22 protein-coding genes are annotated in these 15,458 nt (G+C 49.5%); 20 read left to right on the top strand and 2 right to left on the bottom strand.

The window, feature by feature from the left end; genetic code table 11:
• The first annotated feature begins 114 nt into the window (after nt 1-114).
• Genes AC04MQ_RS15915 through AC04MQ_RS15905 form a run of 3 tightly spaced genes read left to right on the top strand, consistent with a single transcriptional unit; the run spans nt 115 to nt 1,730 of the window.
• Complete coding sequence (locus AC04MQ_RS15915; protein WP_015091224.1) at nt 115-729, top strand: response regulator transcription factor; 615 nt, start codon at nt 115-117, stop codon at nt 727-729.
• On the top strand, nt 702-1,196 hold the full coding sequence (locus tag AC04MQ_RS15910; RefSeq protein ID WP_475392567.1) for a ribonuclease H family protein: 495 nt from the start codon (nt 702-704) through the stop codon (nt 1,194-1,196). Before AC04MQ_RS15915 ends, AC04MQ_RS15910 begins: the two co-directional genes overlap by 28 nt.
• A gap of 36 nt (nt 1,197-1,232) precedes the next feature.
• Nucleotides 1,233-1,730, top strand: a complete 498-nt coding sequence (locus AC04MQ_RS15905) for a transposase (RefSeq protein WP_475392566.1) — start codon at nt 1,233-1,235, stop codon at nt 1,728-1,730.
• Here the strand turns inward: AC04MQ_RS15905 and AC04MQ_RS15900 are convergent.
• Both AC04MQ_RS15900 and AC04MQ_RS15895 read right to left on the bottom strand, forming a co-directional pair.
• A complete protein-coding gene (locus AC04MQ_RS15900; protein ID WP_015091221.1) occupies nt 1,727-1,933 on the bottom strand; it encodes a SlyX family protein in 207 nt (68 codons plus the stop codon). The genes AC04MQ_RS15905 and AC04MQ_RS15900 overlap by 4 nt on opposite strands.
• 9 nt (nt 1,934-1,942) lie before the next feature.
• The gene (locus tag AC04MQ_RS15895) at nt 1,943-3,058 is read right to left on the bottom strand and encodes a calcium:cation antiporter (protein WP_015091220.1); all 1,116 of its coding nucleotides are present in this window, start codon (nt 3,056-3,058) and stop codon (nt 1,943-1,945) included.
• Between the two features lie 450 nt (nt 3,059-3,508).
• Here AC04MQ_RS15895 and AC04MQ_RS15890 point away from each other — a divergent pair, with 450 nt between their 5' ends.
• The 17 genes from AC04MQ_RS15890 to AC04MQ_RS15810 all read left to right on the top strand — a co-directional run bounded on the left by AC04MQ_RS15890 (nt 3,509) and on the right by AC04MQ_RS15810 (nt 15,454).
• Nucleotides 3,509-4,231 (top strand): hypothetical protein, encoded by a 723-nt coding sequence (locus tag AC04MQ_RS15890; RefSeq protein WP_475392565.1) that lies wholly within the window; start codon nt 3,509-3,511, stop codon nt 4,229-4,231.
• Complete coding sequence (locus AC04MQ_RS15885; RefSeq protein ID WP_475392564.1) at nt 4,228-4,641, top strand: hypothetical protein; 414 nt, start codon at nt 4,228-4,230, stop codon at nt 4,639-4,641. Before AC04MQ_RS15890 ends, AC04MQ_RS15885 begins: the two co-directional genes overlap by 4 nt.
• A complete protein-coding gene (locus AC04MQ_RS15880; RefSeq protein WP_475392563.1) occupies nt 4,634-4,849 on the top strand; it encodes a hypothetical protein in 216 nt (71 codons plus the stop codon). Before AC04MQ_RS15885 ends, AC04MQ_RS15880 begins: the two co-directional genes overlap by 8 nt.
• The gene (locus AC04MQ_RS15875; protein ID WP_475392562.1) at nt 4,849-5,250 is read left to right on the top strand and encodes an HNH endonuclease; all 402 of its coding nucleotides are present in this window, start codon (nt 4,849-4,851) and stop codon (nt 5,248-5,250) included. Before AC04MQ_RS15880 ends, AC04MQ_RS15875 begins: the two co-directional genes overlap by 1 nt.
• Nucleotides 5,251-5,311: 61 nt before the next feature.
• Nucleotides 5,312-5,671 carry a hypothetical protein gene (locus tag AC04MQ_RS15870; protein ID WP_475392561.1) on the top strand — a complete coding sequence of 120 codons (360 nt, stop codon included), beginning with the start codon at nt 5,312-5,314 and terminating at the stop codon, nt 5,669-5,671.
• 71 nt (nt 5,672-5,742) lie between these two features.
• The gene (locus AC04MQ_RS15865; protein WP_475392560.1) at nt 5,743-6,063 is read left to right on the top strand and encodes a helix-turn-helix domain-containing protein; all 321 of its coding nucleotides are present in this window, start codon (nt 5,743-5,745) and stop codon (nt 6,061-6,063) included.
• A 69-nt stretch (nt 6,064-6,132) separates the two neighbouring features.
• Nucleotides 6,133-6,717 carry a J domain-containing protein gene (locus tag AC04MQ_RS15860; protein ID WP_475392559.1) on the top strand — a complete coding sequence of 195 codons (585 nt, stop codon included), beginning with the start codon at nt 6,133-6,135 and terminating at the stop codon, nt 6,715-6,717.
• Nucleotides 6,714-7,436, top strand: a complete 723-nt coding sequence (locus AC04MQ_RS15855) for a DUF2786 domain-containing protein (RefSeq protein ID WP_475392558.1) — start codon at nt 6,714-6,716, stop codon at nt 7,434-7,436. The genes AC04MQ_RS15860 and AC04MQ_RS15855 overlap by 4 nt, the downstream gene beginning before the upstream one ends.
• Nucleotides 7,437-7,721: 285 nt before the next feature.
• Complete coding sequence (locus AC04MQ_RS15850) at nt 7,722-7,940, top strand: helix-turn-helix domain-containing protein (RefSeq protein WP_475392557.1); 219 nt, start codon at nt 7,722-7,724, stop codon at nt 7,938-7,940.
• A gap of 134 nt (nt 7,941-8,074) precedes the next feature.
• Nucleotides 8,075-9,046, top strand: a complete 972-nt coding sequence (locus AC04MQ_RS15845) for a hypothetical protein (RefSeq protein WP_475392556.1) — start codon at nt 8,075-8,077, stop codon at nt 9,044-9,046.
• Nucleotides 9,047-9,117: 71 nt separating this feature from the next.
• The gene (locus AC04MQ_RS15840; protein WP_475392555.1) at nt 9,118-9,843 is read left to right on the top strand and encodes a sigma-70 family RNA polymerase sigma factor; all 726 of its coding nucleotides are present in this window, start codon (nt 9,118-9,120) and stop codon (nt 9,841-9,843) included.
• A 266-nt stretch (nt 9,844-10,109) separates the two neighbouring features.
• Nucleotides 10,110-10,466 (top strand): hypothetical protein, encoded by a 357-nt coding sequence (locus AC04MQ_RS15835; protein ID WP_475392554.1) that lies wholly within the window; start codon nt 10,110-10,112, stop codon nt 10,464-10,466.
• Nucleotides 10,467-11,024 (top strand): hypothetical protein, encoded by a 558-nt coding sequence (locus AC04MQ_RS15830; protein WP_475392553.1) that lies wholly within the window; start codon nt 10,467-10,469, stop codon nt 11,022-11,024.
• A gap of 167 nt (nt 11,025-11,191) precedes the next feature.
• A complete protein-coding gene (locus AC04MQ_RS15825) occupies nt 11,192-11,845 on the top strand; it encodes a hypothetical protein (RefSeq protein WP_475392552.1) in 654 nt (217 codons plus the stop codon).
• Entirely contained in the window at nt 11,817-13,691 is a 1,875-nt protein-coding gene (locus tag AC04MQ_RS15820) for a phage terminase large subunit family protein (RefSeq protein WP_475392551.1), read from the top strand. Before AC04MQ_RS15825 ends, AC04MQ_RS15820 begins: the two co-directional genes overlap by 29 nt.
• 39 nt (nt 13,692-13,730) lie before the next feature.
• Nucleotides 13,731-13,943, top strand: a complete 213-nt coding sequence (locus tag AC04MQ_RS15815; RefSeq protein WP_475392550.1) for a phage head-tail joining protein — start codon at nt 13,731-13,733, stop codon at nt 13,941-13,943.
• A gap of 5 nt (nt 13,944-13,948) precedes the next feature.
• A complete protein-coding gene (locus AC04MQ_RS15810; protein WP_475392549.1) occupies nt 13,949-15,454 on the top strand; it encodes a phage portal protein in 1,506 nt (501 codons plus the stop codon).
• Nucleotides 15,455-15,458: the final 4 nt, after the last annotated feature.

The raw sequence follows: 15,458 nt of genomic DNA, 5'->3' as shown, positions 1-15,458 counted from the left end.
CATTTTAGGGTTGCCCAAGTCCACTTGTCACGGGGCACCTGTGGCGAAGCGATGCGGCGAAAATCTGAATGTCCCTGAATTGACTTTTTTGGGCCGGGCGTAAAGACTTTTAGTATGAGTTTGGAAAAAGTTTTGATTATTGATGACCATCCGATTGTCCGCGCCGGCCTAAAAACCGAGGTGGAGCGTCTTTCTGATACTTTCACCGTTGTAGGAGAGGCTGAGGAAGCCGTCCGCGCCCTGCAGATGATTCAAACTGAAAATCCAACAGTGATTTTGTTGGACCACCATCTTCGTGGCTCCAGCGGTTTTGAAGTTCTGGATTTTATCCGCAAGTTCAACGCATCTATTCGCGTGATCGTATTCACTCAGTCGTTGGAATCAGCCATTTTGAAAACTTACTGGAATTCCCCGGTGGTGGCGATTGTCAGCAAAGGGTCCTATATCGAGGATGTGCCCAAAGCACTGTTGGCTTTGAAAAACGGGGATCGTTTCCTTTCAGACAATATCCGCCAGGCCATTGATAAGGCGGGTGTGGAAGTTCTGACCAAGCGAGAGGTCGAAGTGGCAAGAATGGTTGCCACAGGCCGTTCCAATAAAGAAATCGCCGAAGCTTTGGGTTGTTCTGATCAGACGATCAAAACTCACAAGACCAATATCATGACCAAACTGGGCGTGAACACTTCTGTGGAAGTTGCCATGTGGGTAACGAAGCAGGGGCTATCTTAAAACCTATTCAAACAATCATCCAAAAAGCGCGCAGATTTTTTCTGCCGCGCTTTGAAGTGTACACCGACGGCAGTGTAAAGAACGGTCGGGGTTCCTGGGCCTATGTGATTGTTCGTCGTAACCGCGTGCTTCGTGAATGCAGCGGCGCCTCTTTAAAACCCACCAACAATCAGATGGAGTTTCAGGCCGCCATCGAGGCCCTGTCGTCTTTGCCGGAAAAATCCCGTATTGAAATTTACACCGACTCGCGAGTCCTGATTGAGACCCTGCAAAAGGTCCCGGAATGGAAAGCTCTGGGCTGGGTGAAGTCCCGCGGTCAGCCGATTCCCCAGGTCAATCAGCTAAAGCAACTGGATCTGCTGTTGTCGGTGCGGGACGTGCGATGGAAATGGGTGAAGGCACATTCGGGAATTAAGCACAACGAACGATGTGACATGCTTTGTATTCAAGCGCGGTCTGGGTCCTGAGTTGACTTGAGACCAGCTCGAGGTCATCATTATTTCATGCTTAAATCCAAAATCATCCTGGCGTTGTCTTTGTGTACTTTGTTTGCGGCTTGTTCTCCGATGAGCTCCATGACTGCAAATAAGCGTGATGCCGAATTCTATGGCCGCTTTGTGAATCCTGCTGAGCAAATGGACAGTGCTGCGGAAAAGCTGGATCAGGTAAAACTTCTTGAAACAGGCTCTGATTACCCAATGCGAATGGCGCTGTTCACGAATGGCAAATTCTATTATCAGGTGGACAAGCTGGGCGACGGACAGGGTTTGTGGGATGTGGCTGACGGCGTCTTGCGCCTTAGGGCGATCCGTCCGTTGTTTGATATGCACTTGTTTGTGTCGGGTGCTCAGGTAGAGGGCGACGAAACCGTGATTCGTTTCATCGACCGCCATGGATTCAATTCAATCAAAATTCAACTGCGCGATCCTGAACTGATGAAGCAGCAGGGGGTTGTTCCTCCGGCACTGCCTCTATATCAGGCTTCTGAAAAAGACATCTAGTAATGAGGCGGCTTTTCATTGCCGCGAATCTCATCACCTTCGGTTCCCAGAACTTCTTTCAGTCGATTGGTCAGACCCTGAAGCAGGGTCTCCATTTTGTCGATGGTCTTTTGCTGTTCATAAACTACATGATGCAGTTCTTCCAGCTTTTGTTCCTGGTGAGTCAGCTTGATTTCAAGATCAACGAATCTGTCTTCGCTCATAAAATCCTCTTAAGGGATGAAGGACATCACAAAGTAAGTTAATAGAATCACGCCGTGAACCGCCCCTTGAAGCAAGGTGGCTTTTCCGGTTCCCAGTGTGATCATGCCGGCCATGAATGTCATAATCAAAAAGACCATGTTTTTAGGATCCAGGCCCAGCATCAGTGTCTGGTTCGTGTAAAGGCAGAATGCAATGACGGTGGGGATCGTCAGTGCGATACTGGCGATACCAGAGCCCAGCGCCAGATTCAGACTGGTTTGCAGGCGGTTGGCACGTGCGGCGTTGATAGCGGCCCAGGTCTCTGGCAGCAACACGATACCTGCGATCAAAAGACCCACCATCGATTTTGGAGCGCCGACATAGTCCACACCCTGTTCAATCAATGGCGAGATCATTTTTGCAAGACCGATCACGGCAATCAGACTGACAGACAGGGAAATAAAACTCAGCCAGGCGTCGGATTTAGTGATTTCATGAGTGGGATCAATCGGGGAAATATCACTCTTGGTGTCCACGGCCTCAAAGTAGGTTTTGTGTGTGGTGGTCTGGAACAGAATGAACAGAAGATACAAAACCACGCAGATGATACCAATGAAGATCATTTGTGGCGGGTTGTAGGTGCCTACTGCGGTTGTGGTTGTGAAATTGGGAAGCACAAACACCAAAAGGGCCAGGGTCATCAAAACAACCATCAGACTTTTTGAGCCTTGAACCTGGAACTCCTGCTCTTTGTACTTCATACCGCCCAGAATCAGGCACAGTGCCACCATCCCGTTGGTGATGATCATCACCGCGGCAAAAATCGTGTCACGGGCCAATACAGCCGAATCAGCACTGACGGTGGATTGGTTCATCAAAGACACAATCAGTCCCACTTCGATGATCGTCACGCAAAGAGCAAGAACCAAGGTCCCCAGGCCTTCGCCAATTTTGTGGGCAATAACTTCAGCGTGGTGGACAGAGGACATCACTGCCACACCCAGGAACACCGCCGCGGTCACAGTGATCCACATATTGCCTTCGGCAAACATCGACGACACCAGGAACACGATGAAACTGACGGAGGAAATCAAATGCTGGGGTTCGAGTCCTTTTCGGATGAATTGGGCTGTGCTCATGATCATGGGTGTCCTCCTGCTAAGTGTTGAATAAAAGCCTTAGAACGGGACAGTCCTTGTGCGCAAGCATAAATCCGAAATAATCCAAGAAATTAACTATTTGAGAACGAAAAGCAGACGGAGGATCAGGGTGTTGTAGAGTGGGTAAAATAGAATCTAATTTTTTCGAGGCGTAGAAATGGAAAAGGCCCGATGGTTTACCATCGAGCCTTTATTGGTTGCGGGGGCAGGATTTGAACCTACGGCCTTCGGGTTATGAGCCCGATATGGTACCTACGAGACGATTCTCTAACGTCTCCATTTTATTCACAAAAACTAAATATTCCAGGGGCTTACCCGGTTCTTGAGGGACATAAACGTTTCGGCCAGATACTGCCTGTATCGGCCTTATGTTTGGCAAATGTCTGTCACTTTCTGCGCTCCCCTGGTCTGTTTTGGAATGAAGTGGAAGGCATCGTGGCTCGCATCAATGTTGAAGATTCACTTTTAACTGACCAAAGGTTTTTGCGACTGGTCATTAAGTTGGGCTCTGTGCAGCACGCTTTGGGCGTTGTGGTATGGGCGTGGCGCCTGGCTCAAAAGCATTACTTAAAGCCCGTAAACGACCGTTCAATCCCGTTCAACGAATGGATCAAGCAGGGATGTGATGACTACCTGATTGACTGTGGCCTGGCTGAAAAAACTGAGTTTGGAATTCTCATGGTCGGAAGCGCCAAGCAGTTTGACTGGCTTCTGCAGCGGCAAGCGGCCGGAGAGAAGTCTGCTGAGTCTCGCAAGCAATCTAAAGCATCAAAATCTAAAAAGAAATCGCCCACTCAACGGCCGTTGACGCCCGCTGATCACCCGTCAGCGATCGATCATCAGTCGAATAACGGCTCGGAACCTCTTTCCTCTTTTCTCTCTTCTCTTTCCTCTAACCTCTCAATTCCTCCCTCTCTTCTTCAGCAGGTCATTGATCATGTTTTCAGGATCTACCCACGGAAGCAGGGGTTGGCAGGCGGGAAGCTGATTCTCATGGGGGAGTTGAAAACCAAAGAGGATTGTCTGGACCTGCAGAACGCTGTTTGGAAGTACAAAGCTTACATTGAACAGAACCAGGTTCAGCACATCTATGGATTCAAAGGGTTCGCTCAGCAGTGGAGAGAATGGATACCGGCGGAGTCAGGGAGTGAACGATGACTCCTATGACGTTGCAGGAGTTCCAGGAGCAGGCCTTGCGGCTGCACAAGAGGTACCCATGGGTTTACCCAGGGAGGAAGCAAGTTGAGCTCGCCTGGCACGTATACGGACTTCCCCTGGAGTGGTTTAAGGTGAGAGTGGATTACGTCATCCGATCCGGCGACGGCCGTTACGACTGGGAGAGGGCTGCAAATGAGCGCCGCCGGGCATTGCGGACTGTGGATGTTGCGAAGGAAAGTCCCGTAGGTATCGTGCTGCAGGGGATCCGTCAGAGCAACGCGGATCTGGTCCTTGAGGTTCGGAACGTTAATGGTGAGATCTCGCATGGTCTCGTGCCGAGTGAGGAAGTTAGCGCATGGGATCTTGTGAAGAAGCAGAGCGCGCAAGACGGGGAGGTTCAGGGTGAGTAAGTTGGCAAAAGAGTATTGGATCGATCGGGAAGCTTTGGTCCGGCCGGCGATTTGCACTCACGTTTTTAAGAAGAATGAGTTTGAGCCTGGCGTGCGGGTGTACGTTGCCGGAAAAGTCGATCGTGATTTTGGCATCGGGATTCTTCTCGCTATCCTGTTCGGTGGAATTTGGAGTGCGTGCCTGTTCTTGTCCACGGGGAGTGTGTAATGCCGACAAGTAATCCAAAACTTCTAAATATGTCTCGCCAGGACGTCTGCTGCGCATGTTTTAAAGCGAACGAGTATCGCTGTGGCAGGCCGGTGGTTGAGGCTCATCATGTGCTTCCAAAAGGCATGGGAAACGCGAAAGGCGGCGACGACTGGTGGAACATTATCCCTCTCTGTACGGACTGCCACACGGCCGCTGAGTGGGCCTGGCATCGCAACTTGACGGCGTTCTTCGAGCGGTACCCGCATGTATGGAAGTATCTGAAGTTCGTCGGCTGGGAATTCATTCCTATGGGTTACAAGATGAAGCCCATTCACCCGGCTTACGTGAATCTGAAGCCCAAGGAAAAAGCCGTCTATGTGATTCCGGCGTCTACAATTAAAAAATACCTGGCTAAATAAAATGAAACCCTCCGAGCTAGGGGCTGGGAGGGTGAGGGTTTCTCCAAGGGGAGGAGAAGTTTTGGACAAAAACAGTGATAGCAAAAGTGTGAATTTATTGGAACATAATTCTTCTTTGACAAAAACTTTTCCACTTCAAGAAAGTCCGGAAAGGCCCGGCGTGAGCGGGATTCGTGGCGAGGTAAAAGCGGCTGGACGCAAGCCTCGTCAATGCAAAGATCGTAAACCATATCGCTCTGAATACGCAAGTCTGCTCGCGCAGCATATGGATCCAAATCAGATACATGGGCCGTGGTCTTTTTCTTCTTTCGCTGGCCGAGTGCAAGTCAGTGATCACACTTTGAGGAAGTGGCTCGCACAGGAGCCAGAGTTCAGAGCTGTGAAGGAAAAGAGAGAGTTGGAGTGGATAGAAATGCGTTAGGACTGTGTGGACTTTCCTCCGGGTGTTGAAATTGAAATAGACAGAAGTCTATTCATCATCAAGGAGGAAGTATGCAAAAGGGATTTCAATCTCTGAGTCAGCGAGAGCAGGAAGTCGCATTGAAGGTAACAACCGGTGCCAGCAACAAGGTGATCGCGACACAGCTTTTTGTTACGGAGAAGACGATCAAATTCCATTTGACGAACATCTATAAAAAGATGGGTGTGAAGTCCAGAGCGCAGTTGATCGTCCACTCGATTTCGAATGGGTGGGCACCCCGTCCGGAGATTCAGGAGGATCCAGTATTGCCAGGGGAGAAGTTGAATCAAGTGTCAGCGCCCCCACCAGCGGTTCCAGAAGGAGTCCCTACGCTGCCGGGAAATGCTCTTTGATAGAAGTTTGAACTGGTCCCCCTTTGTGGGGGACCTATTGAACCTTCAATCACCACAGAGGAGTTTAGAATGAAAATTGACGCTTATCCATTGCAATGGCCGCATGGCTGGAAGAGAACCAACGTCCGCGTCCGAAGTAAGTTCGCAAAGAGAGAGTTTGGTCAAGCTAGGGACGAAATGTTTCGTGAGCTAAAGAATCTTGGTGTGGGAAATTGGAACATCATTATATCTTCCAATATTCCACTTCGGAAAGATGGCCTTCCATACTCAGGCATGGCAAATCCGGCGGATCCAGGTGTAGCTGTGTACTTCAAGTTTAAAGGCAGAGATATGGTTTTTGCCTGTGATACCTACGTTTCAGCGGTTGATAACATGTGGGCAGTGGCAAAAACAATAGAGTGTCTGCGCACCATCGAGAGATATGGAGCGTCGGATATGCTGGAGAGAAGTTTCACAGGTTTCCAGGCGCTGCCGGCGCCGGCGTCAGTCGCAACATGGTACGATGTTTTGGGCGTTCCAAAGACTGCAACGAACGACCAGATAAAGAGCGCGTGGCGTGAAAAACTGAAGCAGCATCATCCGGATGTCGGAGGCTCACAGGAAAAGATGATTGAGATTAATGAGGCGTATAAAGAAGGGATGGCTCAGAGATGAGTCAGGAAGCCATTCTAAAAAAGATCCGCCGTCTTTTGGAATTATCTTCTTCACCAAATGAAAATGAAGCTCGTGCGGCAATGGAAAAGGCAAATGAGCTTCTTGTTAAACACAATCTGAGATTTCAAACTATTGAGTGCGACATTCAATACCAGAAGAGAAGCGTCCGGAGCGCAGGCCGGAATCTCACTCATCATCGCTATCTAGCCCAGCTTCTGATGGGACATTTTTTTGTTTCAGTAGTCCACACGCGAAAGTACCAGGTTACATCTGCGGGGCCTCGCTTTGTTCGGGAGATCGTACTCATTGGTGAAATGGTTAACTGTGAAATCGCTACCTATGTATTTGCATTCCTTGATGCTGTCTATCCGCAGCTTTGGAAGAAATATCGACGCGGTAGGAAGTTGGCATTGAGCACGCAAAAGTCCTATTACAGGGGGCTTAGTCACGGGATTGCGCTTGGTCTGGACCGAGTTCGTGCTGCGGCTGAAAACGAACGTGGTCTCGCTTTAATTGATGATCCTGGTCTTGAAAAATATGTCGACGAATTTACAAATGGGAAATCATCAAAGCCAAAACCAGAAGGTCGGAGCAATCGAAAGGCCTTGTGGGACGGATATATCGATGGTGGAAAGGTCAACATTATGAAGCCACTGGCCTCATCGGCGAAGACTGCGGACTTAAGAATCACCCAAGGAGAATGTGACGATGCCAAATAGTAGAGAGAAAACATGCCGAGGATCGTATTTGTTGGGAACGGCCTGCGGATCCTGCCTACGTTGCCACGAAGAGGCCGTGAAGCGAAATGAGATTAATTGGCAGAAGCATCCTGCAGGATCCGTTACTCATCACGAGGGCCGGCCATTGCAAGGTAATGCCATGGATCTCGAAGAGAAGATTTCTGCGCTAACAAGAATTTGTGGCGACAAAGACATCGAGATTGATCGTTTGAATCGGACAATAGATAGTCTCCGGAAAGAGCTGTCAGAGTCCAGGGGGTTGAAGTGAGTGGGTTTTACGCGAAGGTGCAGGCCTACGAGAAGGATTTGATCCTGGAGGCGTTGAAGGAGTCGAACGGCAACCGTCTGAAAGCTGCGGAAAAGTTGGAGATGCATCGGCCGACCCTTGTTCAAAAGATGAACAAGATGGGTATTGTTTATCCATATGAGAGCGTTGGTGATCTTGAGAAGGCAGAGCGAAATCGTCGCGACAAGCCAGAGTAGTCTCTTGCGAGGTGAATTATCAATCACCTCGTGTCTTTGAATCAAATCATTCCTTAAAAAACCAGATGGCAAAAACGTGACATTATAGTTGTCCACGCCTGCACCTATTCTACCAAAAACAAAAGGGGGATAGGGTGTCGGTCTTAAAATCAATTTTGAATAGTCTAGCTTCTGTGCTGGGTTTTAGAAAATCTGAGCCGATTGAAAATAAGGCGATACCTGGAGTTAACGTCCCGACGCCACCAGTTTCTGAAAATGCGGATCCGGTTCCGATCGGAGTGCCAGATTCCCCGGAGACCGGTCTGATAGATTGGATTGATTGGACCATTCGTGCAGCAAAGATTGTTGGAAGCTTCGAAGGAAAGGGTGAGGACTGGGGTAATCCTGTCGGCAATTTTGATGGCGCCGGGCTTACCTGCGGTCTGCTTGGGTTCACCTGGCGTTACAATAATCAGCCACCAATGATTTTGGAGTACGTTAAACGCCATGGATTTTTGTCTCTGAAGGGATTGATGCCATTAACCGGTGATCAATATTACAAGGCGGCTCTTGCTGGAGAGTCGGGCGGCATGAAAATCGTCAAGGCCTGGACAAATCCGGCGCGAGACCATGAGGTGAATCAGCCTTATCGTCGTGAACTGATTGCTTTTTGGACTTCCCCAGGCATGATCCAAATACAAAAAGAAAAAGCATGGATAATGATGGGTGTATGGGCGAAGAAGAAAGCCATTGAGGCCCAAGAGCACTTTGATCTTCCCCAGCCGAAGTTCGAACATTTCTTGTTCTTCGTCGACCAGGCGACTTTGAATGGAACAGGGAAAACGCCGACCTTCCAGGAGGCGGCAGCGGTTCCTTTGTCCGAGGTACTTCATTTTTGCGATACGGTCGGCGGTTTCAATGTCAAAAGCATGCGCTTGAACGCAAAGCTATGGCGGACCATGCTTTCGAAGTCACCAGATGATGAAATCCTTCTCTTCAAGTTTGGATATCTTCGCTCGCTAAGAGCACTAAGTAAGTTTCGGGGAACTACGTTCTGTCGTCGCGGTACGGTGGCGCTGGGGGCTGGATACGTGAACGAGCTTTTGCGACATTACGAATGGGAATAGGTTTGTTCTGCCAAGGATCGGCGGATTAGGTTTTTGTGGTGATTACCTATTAACTCAAGGATGAGTTTCTTTTGAAAAAAGATCTTAAAGAACAGCTGCTGATAGATCATCGGGACCTGGTGTTTACGTTGGCCATGCGGGTGAAGAATGGGTGTCCATTTTCAGTGGAGCTTTCGGATCTCGTTTCGGCCGGCATGACTGGTCTTCTGGAAGTGATCCAAAGATACAGTCCGGACAAAAAGAACAGCTTTCGAACGTACGCACGCCCTCGTGTCTTGGGGGCTATGAAGGATTGGTTGCGTAAACAGGATCACCTTAAAAGGCACAGTCGGAAGTTGGTTAATGCAATAGAGGGAACCTACTTCTCTTGCGGGCCGCAGAGTCTGACAGAAGATCGGATTGCAGCGAGTGGCCTGGATTCCGACCAGTATCACAAATACGCCAAGCTAGTGCGATCTGAAGCGATTCCGATAGACAATCACGATTTGTTCACTTCTCGGGATAAACACAAGCTTTTGGAGTGGATCGAGCAGGTGAGCGAAAGCAGTGCTCTTGATAATGCTATCATTTCCCAGCAAAGAGAGATTCTTTTAGACGCAATGGGTGTCCTTTCCGAACGACAGAGGTTGATTCTTATAAAACACTTTGTCCAGGGCCTTGGTCAGCATGAGATCGGGAAGGACTTGGGTATCTGTGCTTCAAGAGTTTCGCAACTGCTCACTGCTGCATTACTCAAGCTGCGGAAGGAGCTCGCCGGCAAGGGGCTCTCCAGGGAAGAAATTCATTCAATAAAATAAAACTCAGGAGACACCCCTTTAATAGGGGCCTGAAGACCAGCAGAGGATCTACGAATGTTTATAATCCTAGACCCACTCTATATCCGGGCGAATGAAAAAGAGTTCGGCTTTGAATTTACGAAAGACCAGTTGGAAGAGGCTCGGGCCAATGAGGGGCACGTGGGCGTTAGAGTCAACGACCGGTATCTTCATTTTCGAATTCCGTTGGTCTGCTTGCGGGATCTTCTGCCAAGCCACTACGACTATGTAGAGGAAGGGCCGACGCCATGGTGACGGATCAAAAGGCTCTGGAAGATCACTGGAACAAAATTCTGGCTGATGAAAACCTCGAAGTTATTGAGGTTGGGAAATGTATCTTGTCTGAGTATATCTTTCTTTCGAATGGCCGGGCAGTTCGCCTTGCGCGCGCCGAAGCCTGGATTGCTGATTATCATCCAAGCAAGCTTGAGAAAGTGAGGAATGGGGAACGTCGCGGATCCCCAAACTATGTTCACAAAAAAGCCATTGAGCTTTATTTGAAGCATAAGTCGGTCAGGAAGGTCGCCAGCATTTTGAATGATGAAGGCCATCAGATTCGCTTTCAAGGTGTCGCCAAACTTTTAAATCGTTACCTGGGAGAATAAATGGCTGCCTTTAAGAACCTATCTTCGTGGTTGTCAGAAGTTGAGAAGCGGAATCGGAAGGCTGGCTATCGGGCCATGAATAAGTCTGTGGCCAAGACGAGAACCGAGTTCCGGAAGCGTATGCAGAAGGATGTAGGCCTTAAGGCAAAAGACCTCAACAGTCGCTTTTATACGCGCAAGGCGAGCACGAAAACGTTGGTGGCTTATGTGAGTTTGGGAACGAAGGTGGGGATTCCGCTGCGCTTATTCAAACCCAAAGAAAAGGTTGTGAAAGTCGGCCGCGGCAAGAGGGCGCGTCGATTCACGGGTGTGACGGTAAAGATACCTACGGTGGGTGGGCGATTCTTAGTGCCTAAAGGCTTCATGGTAAAGACTTCGCGCGGAAAGGCACTGTCTACCGCGTTGGTGGCAATGAGGAAGACAGAGGCTCGTAAGCCGCTTATAGAGGCTCGTTTCGACATCAAGAAGACGGCTGATCAGCACCAGGCTTCCCTGGTGAAGTTTATGAAGACAGACTTTAAAACGCAGTTCAAAGCGCAATTGAAGGTTGTGAAGTAAATGGTATTGGATTTCAACTCGAACATTTACCAGACCCCCCGGGGCTTTGGGTCCTTCCGTATCACTTTGGGATCTCGATGCAGCGCAGGCCGAAATCCGTATCCGTTTGGGTTTAATTTTGCTCTGACGACTACTCAGGTTGAACTGGTGTCAAATCGAATTAAACGATGTTTGGTCCCGGGGCTTTTGAGAATTTTGAGTCGAGTTTTGGTGGTGCTATGAGCTGGGCCCCGCCGGAGAAGCTTTCAATAATTCAGTTGTCTCTCCTCTGTAAAATGGATCGCAGAACGATTTCGGAGAAGTTGATTGCTGCCGGCGTTGAGTACGAAGCCGGGCCGAAAGGCTCGAAGATTTATGTTGTCGCCAATGCCCTTCCTGCATTGTACAGCAAGACCTCCCGCGACTTGGCCGAGATCGAGAAGGAAACTGAAACAGAAAAGCTTCTCCTACTTAGGGCTAAGCGAGAGAAAGCAGAGCTTGAGCTGAAGCAGAAGCTCAAGCAGGTCGTGCCTGTGGCCGAGGTTGTTGCACAAGTTGGTCATGAGTATGGGATTGTGCGTGCGCGATTCCGTGCGTTCCCAAGTAAGCTGGCTAAAATTCTTTCGATCAAAGTCGACCCGGCGGACATCTTTGACATTCTCACCGCTGAAGTTAATGACGCCCTAGGAGAGTTGAAGGCTGATGCTGATGCAGAAATAGAAAATGCAAAAGTGGCAGATGCTCATCTTGATGGGGATGGGCAGGGATCTGACCTGCAGGAAGTTGATGTTGGCATAGAGGGGGAGCCTGCGGATGAGCAGTCTGGCGATACCCCTTCGTGAAATAAGGTCCAGGACTCTTAAGCCTACTCCAAAAATAACTGTTGTCGAGTGTGCGGATGCACACCGCTATCTGTCGCCGGAAGCATCCAGCACGCCTGGCAGATGGAACACTGATCATGTTGAAGCCGCCCGTGGACCAATGCTGGCTGTCACAGAGAAGGGTGTATCCAAGATTACGGTTATGGGCCCCACTCAGTTGCTGAAGACTGAGTTTATCAACAATGTGGTGATGTACTTCATTAAAGAAGATCCGTCGCCTATGGTGATCATGCAGCCCGACGAAAAGCTGAAAGACACCTGGGTGGCGGATCGCCTCGAGCCCATGATTCGCGATACGCCCGTGTTGCGTGAGTTGGTCACCAGTAGTACGAAAGATCGGAAGGGATTCCCCGGGGGACACGCCACGGCGATCTTTGCAGGTAGTCCTTCCGATGTCGCATCAAGGCCCGTTCGGGTCGTCCTCATGGATGAAATGGATAAGTACAAGACCAGTGGCTCTGAGGGGGATCCGGAAAAACTTCTGGAGCAGCGCCTCGATACATTCTGGAATTCTCTTTCTATCGGTGTGTGTTCACCTACTTTGGTAGGAAGCTCCAAGATCGCTGCGCGTTTTGAGGAGTCTGATCAAAGACTTTTCCATGGTCAATGCGTTCACTGTGACGAAGACGAAAGGTTGGACTGGGAGCAAGTTGATTGGGATGATAACGATGCCTCCACAGCACGATACATTTGCAGTCATTGCAATACTCCGTGGAGTGAACTGGACCGCCTGGCAGCCATATCAAAAGGGCGGGGAAAATACATTGCAACAAAGCCCTTCACTGGTCACGCCGGTTTCCATGCCAACGCGATCGCTAGCCCATGGCAACCACTGTCAAAGCTGGTCGAAAAATTCATTGCGGCCGGCACGGATCCCGAAAAGGTAAAGGTCTTCCATAATACTTCCCTGGCATTGCCGTATCAGCCGGCCATGGATATCCCGGACGATGAGCGTCTTTATGAAAGACGTGAATCATACCCTGTGAAGGTTGTTCCTGATCACGACATCAAGTTCTTAACGATGGGCGTGGACATCCAGGGGGACCGCATTGAGTACCAGGTAATCGGATGGCGAAAAGATAAACAGAATTATTCAATCGACTACCGGGTGATCGAGGGGCAGACCCACACAGAGGCACCGTGGAAGGAACTCACCAAGGATATTCTAGAGTTAAAATACAAGGTCGACGGAAAAGCGTATGAAATGCCGGTGACTTTCACCTGTATTGACTCATCCTACCATAGCTCAATTGTGCAGAGCTATGTCCAGCAGTTTAGCCCCTCTAGGGTCCGTGCCATACGCGGAAAAGATGAACTGCTTAGATATTACAAAATGGGATCTCCCATCACAGACAACTTCGATGGTTCGACAAATAAATTTGCCCACCGGATCTGGCTGGCCGGCGTCTCTTTTATGAAGACCGAGTTTTTCACAAATCTCAAACTGCCCATGGAAGATGAGGACGGTAATTTTCCGGCCGGCTTCTGTCACTTTCCAGAGTACGACCGTGAGTTCTTCAAGGGGATCTGCGGGGAGGCGTTAAAACTAAAAAATGGAAAATACGTTTGGGATCGTCATTATCGAAAGAATGAGCCGCTCGATACGTGGATCTATGCCAGGACGGCCGCCTCAATGTTTGGGCTAGACCGCTTCAAGGACCAAGACTGGGCAGCTTTGGAAGGAATACTTGAGCAGGCGGCTGAGCCCAAGCTGATGCCGGCAGCAAATCCGAAGTCTAGTGGCAATGCTCAATCTCAATCCAATTCCAGTGTGTGGAGGAACCCGGGCTTAATGAGAAGGCGCTAAGTCAGGCGACAAAATCTCCTAATGTAGAAGTGGAGATTTATGGAGTTCACGGCCGACGACCTGAAGCCTTTAAAGCAAGCCCTAATCAGTGGCGTCTCATCAGTCAGCGTTTCGGGCGGTCGTACAGCAACATTTCGGTCGCTCGCTGAGTTGAAAGAGATCATTGCGGATATTGAGAAGTCAATTGCTGCCGCGAACCCCACTCCTTCACCGGTATTCCCGAATAAAGTTCGGGCGACCTTTAGGAAGTAGGGGCGATGAGTAAAAAGCAGTTTGAGATAAACGCGCTGGACAGAATGATTTCCTACGTATCGCCAGAAACATTTAATCGCAGAATGGTCGCGCGCATAAAATCAGAAATTCTGCAGGTGCGCCAATACGACGCTGCAAAAATGAATCCGCAGAATGTTATCCATGGCAACTCACGTTCTGCAAATTCTGAGATCTCAGCAGCCATTGCGCCGATTAGAAATAACGTGCGCGAACTTGTGCGGAATGCTCCCTTCGCTAAGAAAGGCATTGATGTAATTGTCAATGGAGTTGTTGGTTGGGGCATCGAAGCAGCGATTAGACATCCGGATGAAAAGCATCTGAAAAAGATTCAGGATCTTTGGAAAGAGTGGGCCGTTGATGGCCTTTGTTCCGTGGACGGAAAAACAAACTTCGCCGGCCAGCAGAAAGATGCTATGGCTGCCATCGTAGGCGACGGCGAGGTTTTGGTAAAAGAGACTGTCTTCGCGAACTCTGTAAGGCAGGTTCTGCTGGAAGCAGACTTTCTGTGCAGTGCTCCTCTAAAGACGAACCTCCCGTCCGGCACTAAGTATGTGAATGGAATCGTCCAGGATATTTACGGTCGACCTCTGCTATACAATCTCTACGATTCTCACCCAGGAGATGGTGGGAAAGCTCCTGCTCGAAGTCTTGTTTCTGCAAATGAAGTTGAGCTGCCATTCCGGAGAGATCGACCTGGGCAAAACAGGGGCGTGAGTTGGTTTGCACCTGTTGTTCAACCGCTGAACTTGCTGGCTGAACTTCAGTGGACGCAGCTTCTGAAGATGAAGTTATCCAGTGCTATTACTGCCGTAGTTACCGAGCCAAATAGCAATCTGCCGCCGCAGCTTCTACAGCAGCAACGTCAGGCCGACTGGAACTTATCCGCCGGTGATGTTCGATTCTTGAGTCAGGGACAAAGTATTGAGTTTCCGGACATTCCGAACGGTGAAGGTTTTGGACCAGCGACAAAGTTGGCCCTTCAAGAAATCGCAGCTGGAATTTGTATCACATACGAAAACCTCTCGGGAGATCTGAGCGGAACAAATTTCACCAGCTACAAAGCCGGTGATATCCAGTTCCGAGCGAATGTTGAGCAATGGCGTTGGCACATGTTCATCCCTTACTTCTGTGACCCGTCCTTCAAAAGATTCAAAAAGTTCTGTGCAATGCGCGGGGTGGATGCGTCTAAAGCAACGGTCGAGTGGACTCCACCAGTAAGACCATTCATTGATGCCGCGTCGGAAGTGGCCGCCATTAATGCCTCTGTCAGGGCGGGATTCCAATCTTATCCAGATGCGGTACGTGAGCTCGGCCGTAACTTTGAGACTCACATCCAAGAGATTGCAGCCTCCAATAAACGACTCGATGAGCTGGGAATTATTCTGGACTGCGATCCTCGCCGAACCGCGAATCAGCAGCTGCAGTCCCCGGATTCTTTAAGTGCCATCAATAATCAAAAAAAATCAACCGGAAGCGATTCTGCCAAGTAGAGGA

The organism is Bdellovibrio sp. MYbb2, assembly GCF_056175685.1.
The sequence above is the reverse complement of the archived record's forward strand: the minus strand, read 5'-3'. Positions and strand labels throughout refer to the sequence as shown.

Bases quoted from the DNA above. Each gene is read 5' to 3' on its own strand.
- AC04MQ_RS15915 (WP_015091224.1), top strand. From the start codon at position 115: ATGAGTTTGGAAAAAGTTTTGATTATTGATGACCATCCGATTGTCCGC.
- AC04MQ_RS15905 (WP_475392566.1), top strand. From the start codon at position 1,233: ATGCTTAAATCCAAAATCATCCTGGCGTTGTCTTTGTGTACTTTGTTT.
- AC04MQ_RS15900 (WP_015091221.1), bottom strand. From the start codon at position 1,933: ATGAGCGAAGACAGATTCGTTGATCTTGAAATCAAGCTGACTCACCAG.
- AC04MQ_RS15895 (WP_015091220.1), bottom strand. From the start codon at position 3,058: ATGATCATGAGCACAGCCCAATTCATCCGAAAAGGACTCGAACCCCAG.
- AC04MQ_RS15885 (WP_475392564.1), top strand. From the start codon at position 4,228: ATGACTCCTATGACGTTGCAGGAGTTCCAGGAGCAGGCCTTGCGGCTG.
- AC04MQ_RS15875 (WP_475392562.1), top strand. From the start codon at position 4,849: ATGCCGACAAGTAATCCAAAACTTCTAAATATGTCTCGCCAGGACGTC.
- AC04MQ_RS15865 (WP_475392560.1), top strand. From the start codon at position 5,743: ATGCAAAAGGGATTTCAATCTCTGAGTCAGCGAGAGCAGGAAGTCGCA.
- AC04MQ_RS15860 (WP_475392559.1), top strand. From the start codon at position 6,133: ATGAAAATTGACGCTTATCCATTGCAATGGCCGCATGGCTGGAAGAGA.
- AC04MQ_RS15855 (WP_475392558.1), top strand. From the start codon at position 6,714: ATGAGTCAGGAAGCCATTCTAAAAAAGATCCGCCGTCTTTTGGAATTA.
- AC04MQ_RS15835 (WP_475392554.1), top strand. From the start codon at position 10,110: ATGGTGACGGATCAAAAGGCTCTGGAAGATCACTGGAACAAAATTCTG.
- AC04MQ_RS15830 (WP_475392553.1), top strand. From the start codon at position 10,467: ATGGCTGCCTTTAAGAACCTATCTTCGTGGTTGTCAGAAGTTGAGAAG.
- AC04MQ_RS15825 (WP_475392552.1), top strand. From the start codon at position 11,192: ATGTTTGGTCCCGGGGCTTTTGAGAATTTTGAGTCGAGTTTTGGTGGT.
- AC04MQ_RS15820 (WP_475392551.1), top strand. From the start codon at position 11,817: ATGAGCAGTCTGGCGATACCCCTTCGTGAAATAAGGTCCAGGACTCTT.
- AC04MQ_RS15815 (WP_475392550.1), top strand. From the start codon at position 13,731: ATGGAGTTCACGGCCGACGACCTGAAGCCTTTAAAGCAAGCCCTAATC.
- AC04MQ_RS15810 (WP_475392549.1), top strand. From the start codon at position 13,949: ATGAGTAAAAAGCAGTTTGAGATAAACGCGCTGGACAGAATGATTTCC.